At 69.1% G+C, this 9,518-nt stretch carries 2 protein-coding genes; both read left to right on the plus strand.

The window, feature by feature from the left end; all coding sequences use genetic code 11:
• The first annotated feature begins 5 nt into the window (after positions 1-5).
• A complete protein-coding gene (locus tag ACH4K4_RS38550) occupies positions 6-3,098 on the plus strand; it encodes an amino acid adenylation domain-containing protein (RefSeq protein WP_398175012.1) in 3,093 nt (1,030 codons plus the stop codon).
• 159 nt (positions 3,099-3,257) lie between these two features.
• On the plus strand, positions 3,258-9,518 hold a 6,261-nt coding region (locus tag ACH4K4_RS38555), incomplete at its 3' end, for an amino acid adenylation domain-containing protein (RefSeq protein ID WP_398175009.1).

Genomic DNA, 9,518 nt, shown 5'->3' on the forward strand with positions numbered 1-9,518 from the left:
TGGGTGTGGGGCGTGGTGGTCGGGTTGCGGTGGTGATGGAGCGGTCGGTTGAGTTGGTGGTGGCGTTGTTGGGGGTGTGGAGGGCGGGGGCTGCTTATGTTCCGGTGGATGTGGGTTATCCGGTGGAGCGGGTGGCGTTCGTGTTGGGGGATTGTGTGCCGTCGGTGGTGTTGTGCTCGCAGGAGACTCGCTCTGTGGTGCCGTCGGATGCTGCGGGGCAGTTGGTGGTGGTGGATGATCCGCGGGTTTCGGCGGTGGTGGCTGCGTGTCCGGTGGTGGAGTCGGTGGCTGTGGGTGGGGAGGATTTGGCGTATGTGATGTATACGTCTGGGTCGTCGGGGGTGCCGAAGGGTGTGGCGGTGCCGCATGGGGGTGTGGCGGCTTTGGTGAGTGATCCTGGGTGGGGTGTGGGCTCGGGGGATGGGGTGTTGTGGCATGCGCCGCATGCTTTTGATGCGTCGTTGTTTGATGTGTGGTTGCCGTTGGTGGTGGGGGCTCGGGTGGTGGTGTCTGGTGTGGGTGTGGTGGATGCGGGGCGGGTGCGGGGGGCGGTTGCGTCTGGTGTGTCGGTGTTGCAGTTGACGGCGGGGTTGTTTCGGGCGGTGGTGGAGGAGTCGCCGGGGTGTTTTGTGGGGTTGCGGTCGGTGATGAGTGGTGGGGATGTGGTGTCGGTGGGTGCGGTGGGGCGGGTGCGGGCGGCGTGTCCGGAGGTCACGGTGCAGCACACGTATGGGCCGACGGAGGTCACGTTGTGTGCGACGTTGCACCCGGTCGGGCCGGGAGTGGAGTTGGGTGGGGTGTTGCCGCTGGGCCGTCCGTTGGCGGGGCGCCAGGTTTATGTCCTGGATGCGTTCCTGCGGCCGGTGCCGCCGGGGATGACGGGTGAGTTGTACGTAGCGGGTGCTGGTTTGGCGCGGGGTTATCTGGATCGTGCGGGGTTGTCGGCCGAGCGGTTCGTGGCCTGCCCGTTCGGCGCCTCTGGTGGGCGGATGTATCGGACCGGGGACCTGGTGCGCTGGACCGGTGATGGCGAACTGGTCTTTGTCGGCCGCGCGGACGAGCAGGTGAAGATCCGTGGTTATCGGGTGGAGCCGGGGGAGGTGGAAGGGGTTCTGGCCGGACACCCGTCGGTTGCGGAGGCGGTGGTGGTGGCGCGTGCGGATCGGCCGGGTGAGCCGGTCTTGGTGGCCTATGTGGTTGCGGATGGTCGGCCATTGGAGGGGGAGGAGGTGCGGGCACATTTGGCGGGGGTGTTGCCGGAGTACATGGTGCCGGCGGCGGTGGTGGTGCTGGATGCGTTGCCGGTGACGGTCAACGGCAAGGTGGATCGTGCGGCGTTGCCGGCACCGGACTTCGCGGCGCGGGTGACGCGGCGGGAGCCCCGTACCCCGGTCGAGAAGATCCTGTGTGGGCTGTTCGCGGAGGTGCTGGGGCTGGAACGAGTAGGCGTCGAGGACAGCTTCTTCACCCTCGGCGGCGATTCCATCATGATGATGCAACTCGCCTCCCGGGCCAGGGGCGAAGGCGTGCACATCAGCGTGCATGACATATACAAGAATCAGTCGCCGGCCAAACTGGCAACCATCGCCCGCCTCGGCGACGAGATAGCGGCGGTGATGGACACGGGCGTGGGTGAGATGCCCTTCACGCCGGTGATGTGGTCGTTGGGTGGGCAGGCGGCGGTTGGTGGGTTCGCGCAGTGGAGCGTTGTGGTGGTCCCGGCCGGATTGACGCAGAGCGTGTTGGTGGCCGGGTTGAGTGCTGTGCTGGTTACTCACGACATGTTGCGGGCCAAGGTGGTGCCGGGCGGGCAGGTGCTGACGGTGGACCGGCCTGGTGGGTTGGATGCCGCGGCTCTGATCTCGCGGATCGATGCTGCTGGCGAGGAGGCCAGGCGCCTGGACCGGCTGGCGGAGCGCGCGGCGGAGGAGGCGGTGGGGCGGCTGGATCCGTGTGCGGGTGTGATGGTGCAGGCGGTGTGGGTGGACGCTGGCCCCGGCCGGGCGGGCCGGTTGGCGTTGGTGGTGCATCACCTGGTGGTGGACGGGGTGTCGTGGCGCATCTTGCTGCCTGATCTCCAGGCCGCTTGTGAGGCGGCGTTGGCGGGCCGGGCTCCGGTGCTGGATTCGGTGGGGACTTCCTTCCGGCGGTGGGCGGGGTTGCTGGCCGAGCAGGCGCGCACCCCTGAGCGGGTCGCCGAACTGGACGGTTGGGAAGCGGTGTTGGCGGGCGGCCGCGAGCCGCTGTTGGGCAAGCGGGCGTTGGATCCGGCGCGGGACACCGTGGCGACCCTGCGCCACCGGTCGTGGTCCCTTCCGTTGGAGCAAGCCGCGGTCCTGACTGGGCAGACACCTGCGGTCTTCCACTGCGGGGTACACGAGGTGCTGCTCGCCGCGTTGGCCGGAGCCATCACGCAGTACAGGAGCGAGCGTGGTCAGGACGTAGGTGCCGCCTGGGTGCTGGTGGATGTCGAGGGTCATGGCCGGGAGCCGTATGCGGGTGCGGACCTGACGCGTACGGTGGGCTGGTTCACCAGTGTTCACCCGGTCCGTCTGAGTGCCGCGGGTATCGACACGGGTGAGGTGTGTTCCGGTGGTCCTGCGGCGGGGCGGCTCCTCAAGCAGGTCAAGGAGCAGGCGCGGGCGGTGCCCGGCGACGGTCTCGGTTACGGGTTGCTGCGCTATCTCAACCCGGACACCGGCCCCCGGCTGGCGGAGCTGCCCGTCCCGCAGATCGGGTTCAACTACCTGGGCCGGTTCAGGTCCGCTTCCGGAGAAGAGCAGGTCGCGGATGCCTGGCAACTGGCGGGTGCGGAGGTGATCGGCGGGTCCACGGGCCCCAGTCACTCCGCCTCGCACGCACTGGAAGCAGGGGCGGTCGTCCAGGACACCCCGGGCGGCCCCACACTGACCCTTCACCTGAGCTGGTGCGCTGGGGTGTTGGACGAGGCCGCCGTACAACGGGTGGGCCATGGCTGGATGGCCATGCTCGGCGGCCTGGCTGCGCACACCACCGCCCCCGCCGCAGGCGGCCACACCCCCTCCGACTTCGCCTTCGTGGACCTCGACCAAGAAGAGGTCGACGAGTTCGAAGCCTGACCGACAGGCCGTCGACGGCGCATGCGTACGCGTCCGCCGTCGACCAGCACGCACAGCGCGAGCAAGCACCACCGGTGACCGTGGTGAACGACCACGGAATGCCGCACATGTCCATGATCAGCAGCCGTGAGTCGACGGGCTGCCGTGAGGAGAGAAGCGATGCACCGAGGTGTTGTCGAAGACGTGTGGCCGCTGTCGCCGTTGCAGGAGGGGCTGCTGTTCCACGCCGCTTTCGACGAGGAGAGCCCGGACGTCTATCAGGGGCAGCGGATGCTCGACCTGGACGGCCCCCTGGACCCGGCTCGGCTGCGGCGCTCGTGGGAGGCGTTGGTGCTGCGGCATCCCGTGCTCCGGGCGAGCTTTCGTGGCCGTAAGAGCGGCGAGACGGTGCAGGTCATCGCGCGTGAGGTGCGGCTTCCGTGGCAGGAAGCCGACGTGTCGGGGCTGCCGGAGGACGCAGCGTCGGCCATGGCCGGTCAACTGGCCGCACAGGAGCGCGCACACCGCTTCGATCTGACGGTGCCGCCCCTGCTGCGGCTGCTGTTGATCCGCCTGGGTGAGCGGCGGCACCGCCTCGTCGTCACCAGCCACCACGTCCTCATGGACGGCTGGTCGCTTCCGGTGCTGTTCAACGAACTCGTATCGGTGTACGAGGCGGACGGCGACACCGGAGGGCTGCCGTACGTTGCTTCCTACCGGGAGTACCTTGCCTGGTTGAACCGCCAGGACAGGGAGGCCGCGCGTGCTGCCTGGCGGGCAGAGCTGGCCGGAGCCGACGAGCCGACGCTGGTGGCGACCGCCGGATCAGCGCGAGTGCCCGTGGCTCCGGAGAGCCTGATCAGCGAGCTTTCCGAAAACCTCACCCACAGCTTGGCGCGGTTGGCGCGCGAGCATCGCCTGACGCTGAACACGGTCGTCCAGGGCGCGTGGGCACTGCTGCTGGCACGGCTGGCACGGCGGACCGATGTGGTGTTCGGCGCCACTGCGGCGGCCCGGCCCACCGAACTGCCGGGTGTGGAGTCGATGATCGGGTTCTTCCTTACCACCCTTCCGGTACGGGTGCGGCTGGACGGTGCGCAGCCGGTGACGCAGATGCTCGTCGATATTCAGCAGCGGCAGTTCGAGCTGCTGGCTCACCAGCACCTGGGCCTGCCGGAGGTCCAGCGACTCGCCGGGGCCGGCGCGGTCTTCGACACGCTCGTGGTGTTCGAGAACTACCCCAGCCCGCCCGTGGGTTCCTCCGGTCCGGACACTCTGAACGTCACCTTCGCCGGCGCTCACGATGTCGCTCACTATCCGCTCACCTTGGCTGTGGTCCCCGGGGACCGGATGATCTGCAAGCTCGACTACCGGCCGGATGTGTACGACCGTGCTTTCGCCGGCTCGGTCCTGGAACGGTTGGTGCGGGTACTGGAGCAGATCGCGGCGGACCCGGCGGTGCCTGTGGGTCGGGTGGGTTTGCTGGATGTGGGCGAGCAGGCGCGGGTGGTGGCGGCGGGGAGCGGCGCGACGGAGCCGGCGTCAGCGGTCTCGGTGCCCGAGCTGATCGCCGCCCAGGCGTCCCGGACACCGAATGCGGTCGCGGTGTCCGATGCGGAATCGTCTCTGTCGTATGGGGAGTTGTGGGCGGCGTCGGGTCGGTTGGCCGGCTATTTGTCTGGTGTGGGTGTGGGGCGTGGTGGTCGGGTTGCGGTGGTGATGGAGCGGTCGGTTGAGTTGGTGGTGGTGCTGTTGGGGGTGTGGAGGGCGGGGGCTGCTTATGTTCCGGTGGACGCGAGTTACCCCGCGGAGCGGGTGGCGTTCGTGCTGGGGGATTGTGCGCCGTCGGTGGTGGTGTGCACGCAGGAGACTCGCTGCGTGGTGCCGTCGGATGCTGCGGGTCGGCTTGTGGTGCTGGATGATCCGCGGGTTTCGGCTGCGGTGGCCGCGTGCTCGGCGGAGGGAACGTTGTTTGCGGTGGGTGGGGTGGATTTGGCGTATGTGATGTATACGTCTGGGTCGTCGGGGGTGCCGAAGGGGGTGATGGTGCCGCACGGCAGTGTGGTGGCTTTGGTGGGTGAGCGTGGTTGGGGTGTGGGGGCGGGGGATGCGGTGTTGTTGCATGCGCGGCATGCTTTTGACGTTTCTTTGTTTGAGGTGTGGGTGCCGTTGGCTGTGGGTGGGTGTGTGGTGGTTGCTGGTGTGGGGTTGGTGGGTGCGGGGCGGATTCGGGCGGTGGTGGGGGCTGGGGTGTCGGCGGTGCATGTGACGGCGGGGTTGTTTCGGGTGTTGGCGGAGGAGTCGCCGGGGTGTTTTGCGGGGTTGCGTGAGGTGTTGACGGGTGGGGATGTGGTGCCGGTTGGTGCGGTGGCGCGGGTGCGGGGGGCGTGTCCGGGGGTGGTTGTCCGGCATTTGTATGGGCCGACCGAGGGCACGTTGTGTGTGTTGTGGCATGTGTTGCGGCCGGGGGATGAGTTGGGTGGGGTGTTGCCGTTGGGTCGTCCGTTGGCGGGGCGTCGGGTGTATGTCCTGGATGCGTTTCTGCGGCCCGTTCCGCCGGGGGTGACGGGTGAGTTGTACGTAGCGGGTGCCGGTTTGGCGCGGGGCTATCTGGATCGTGCGGGGTTGTCGGCCGAGCGGTTCGTGGCTTGCCCGTTCGGTGCTTTTGGTGGGCGGATGTATCGGACCGGGGATCTGGTGCGCTGGACCGGTGACGGTGAGTTGGTCTTTGTCGGGCGGGCGGACGAGCAGGTGAAGATCCGTGGTTATCGCGTGGAGCCGGGGGAGGTGGAAGCGGTCCTGGCCGGACACCCGTCGGTTGCGGAGGCGGTGGTGGTGGCGCGTGCGGATGGCCCAGGGGAACGTCGGCTGATCGGTTACGTCGTCCCCGATGGGCAGGGGGGTGCGGACCCGTCGTTGTTGGTGGAGTACGTGGCGGGGCTGTTGCCGGAGTACATGGTTCCGGCGGCGGTGGTGGTGCTGGATGCGTTGCCGGTGACGGTCAACGGCAAGGTGGATCGTGCGGCGCTGCCGGCGCCGGACTTCGCGGCGCGGGTGACGCGGCGGGAGCCTCGTACACCGGCCGAGGAAATCCTGTGCGGGCTGTTCGCCGAGGTACTGGGGCTGGAACGAGTAGGCGTCGAAGACGGCTTTTTCGAGCTGGGTGGCGATTCGATCCTTTCCTTGCAGCTGGTGTCGCGGGTGCGTCGTGCCGGGTTGGTGCTGACTCCGCGACAGGTCTTCGATCTCAGGACGCCGGAGCGGTTGGCCGAGGTGGCGGAGCCGGTCGAGGCGGGGGACCTCACGGCGGCTGGAGACGTGGGCGTGGGGGAGATGCCTTTCACGCCGGTGATGCGGTCGTTGGGTGGGCAGGCGGTGCTTGGCGGGTTCGCGCAGTACAGCGTTGTGGTGTCCCCGGTTGGGTTGACACAAGACGCTTTGGTGGCCGGGCTGAACGCTGTGCTGGATACCCATGACATGTTGCGGGCTCGGGTGGTGACTGGTGCCGGTGCCGACCCGGTTCTGGTGGTGGGTGAGCGTGGGTCGGTGGATGCCGGTGCGCTGGTCGTCCGGGTGGATGCGGCGGGGGAGCGGTTGGAGGAGGTCGCGGAGCGTGTGGCCGAGGGGGCTGTGGGGCGGTTGGATCCGTGTGCGGGTGTGATGGTGCAGGCGGTGTGGGTGGACGCCGGTCCCGGCCGTGCGGGGCGCCTGGTGTTGGTGGTTCACCACCTGGTGGTGGACGGGGTGTCGTGGCGCATCCTGCTGCCCGACGTCCAGGTTGCCTGTGAGGCGGCGATGGCGGGTCGGACGCCCGCCCTGGATCCGGTGGGGACGTCCTTCCGCCGGTGGGCGGGGCTGCTGGCTGAGCAGGCGCGTTCGCCTGAGCGGGTCGCTGAGCTGGATGGCTGGGTGGATGTGTTGGCGGGTGGCCGCGAAGCGTTGCTGGGCAAGCGGGCGCTGGATCCGGCCCAGGACGTCGTGGCGACCATGCGTCGGCGGTCGTGGTCCCTCCCGCCGCGCCAGGCCGCAACCCTCACCGGACGGACCCCCGCAGCGTTCCACTGTGGGGTGCACGATGTGCTCCTGGCGGCGCTCACTGGCGCGATCGCGCAGTGGCGCGGGGAGGTAGGCCCGGATGCCGCCGGGATGTTGGTGGATATCGAGGGCCACGGCCGGGAACCGTACCCGGGCACGGACTTGACCCGTACCGTGGGCTGGTTCACCAGTGTCCACCCGGTCCGTCTGAGCGCCGCGGGCATCGACCCGGGCGAGGTGCGTTCCGGTGGCTCTGCGGCCGGGCGGCTCCTCAAGCAGGTCAAGGAGCAGGCGCGGGCGGTGCCCGGCGACGGGCTGGGCTACGGGTTGCTGCGGTATCTCAATCCGGACACCGGTCCCCGGCTGGCGGAGCTGCCCGTCCCGCAGATCGGGTTCAACTACCTGGGCCGGATGAGCACCGGTCCTGGAGAAGACCAGGCCGCGAAACCCTGGCAGCCCGCAGACGGAGCAGAGGCAGGGGGGTCGGCCGACCCCGCCATGGCGCTCCAGCACGTGCTGGAGGCCGGGGCGGTCGTCCAGGACACAGCCGCCGGAGCCCACCTGACGGTCACACTGGCCTGGCCGTCCGGAGTGCTGGACGAGGACGAGGCGGAGCGCCTGGGCCAGGGCTGGCTGGAGATGCTGGCCGGACTCGCCACCCACACCGAGGAGCCCGGCACCGGCGGGCATTCCCCGTCCGACTTCCCCCTTCTCACCCTCGACCAGGACAGCGTGACGGAGCTGGAGGCGACGGCGCCCGGACTGGCGGACGTCTGGCCGCTCTCCCCACTGCAAGAGGGGCTGCTTTTCCACGCCGCCTATGACGAATCGAGCCCCGACGTCTACAGGACTCAGCGGACGCTGGAATTGACCGGCCCGCTGGACGCGGCCCGGCTGCGGCGCTCGTGGGAGACGCTGGTGTCCCGGCACGACACACTGCGGACGGGTTTCCACCGGACGGCGTCAGGTGCCGCGGTTCAGGTCGTCCGACGGGAGGTTCCCCTGCGGTGGGACGAGGCGGACGTCAGCGGGCTTCCGGTCGATGAGGCGGAGGCCGAGGCGGAGCGGCTGGCGGCGGGTGAACGCGCGGAACGGCTCGACCTGTCCGACGCGCCGCTGATGCGACTGCTGCTGATTCGCCTGCCGGCAGGCCGAGAAAGCCGAGAGGACCGCGAAGACCGCGAAGATTGCGAATTCCGGCATCGGCTCGTCATGACAACCCACCACATGCTCCTCGACGGCTGGTCGATGCCGAACCTCATCGGCGAGATGTCCGCAATCTATGCGGCGGATGGCGACGGCACCCAGCTGAAGCGGCCGGTCTCCTACCGGGATTACCTGGTTTGGCTGGCACGTCAGGACAAACAGGCAGCCCGGGACGCCTGGCGGGTGGAGCTGGCCGGGTCCGAAGAACCGACGCTCGTGGCACCGGCGGCCCTTGACCGGGCGCCGGCGCCACCAGAAGCGTGCTCCGCGGAGCTGTCCGAGGAACACACGCGCGCGTTGAATGCGTTGGCCCGCGGAAACGGGCTGACGGTGAACACCGTGTTGCGGGGTGCCTGGGCGTTGGTGCTGGCGCGGCTGACCGGCCGTACGGATGTGGTCTTCGGCACCACGGTCTCCGGGAGGCCCCCGGAACTGCCCGGCGCCGACACCATGATCGGTTTGTTCATCAACACCCAGCCGGTGCGGGTGCGGTTGGACGGCGCGCAGCCGGTGCTGCGTATGCTCGCCGAATTGCAGGAGCGGCAGTCAGCTCTGATCACCCACCAGCACCTCGGACTCTCCGACATTCAGGGCGTCGCCGGGCCGGGCGCGGTCTTCGACACGATGTTGATGTTCGAGAACTACCCACGGGGTACGTCCGAGCGGCCCGGCCCCGGCGAAGCGGATCGCGGGCCGGCGATTGCCCAGGTGGGTATCGAATCCGGGACCCACTACGCGCTGGCGGTCGGAGTCGTCCCCGATGACCGGCTCCGTATTCACGTCGAGTACCGGCCGGACCTCATCGACCACGAGGTGGCCCGCAGGCTCGGGCACCGGCTCGTACGGGTTCTGGAACAGCTGATAGCCGATACGTCCCTTCTCGTCGGCCGGACGGATGTCTGCGACGGCGCGGTGGAGCGCGGGCTACTGGTCACGGAGTGGAACGCGACGACCGCCGAGGCGCCGCGGGGCCCGGTACCCGTGCTGATCTCCCGGCAGGTGGAGAACACTCCCGACGCGGTGGCGGTGACGGACGGCCGACGCTCCCTAACGTACGCAGAACTGGACGCGGCAGCCGGTCGGTTGGCCGCTTACCTCTCCGGCTTGGGTGTGGGGCGTGGTGGTCGGGTTGCGGTGGTGATGGAGCGGTCGGTTGAGTTGGTGGTGGCGTTGTTGGGGGTGTGGAGGGCGGGGGCTGCT

The sequence above is a fragment of the Streptomyces sp. NPDC017529 genome, assembly GCF_044329785.1.
Taxonomy (GTDB): domain Bacteria; phylum Actinomycetota; class Actinomycetes; order Streptomycetales; family Streptomycetaceae; genus Streptomyces.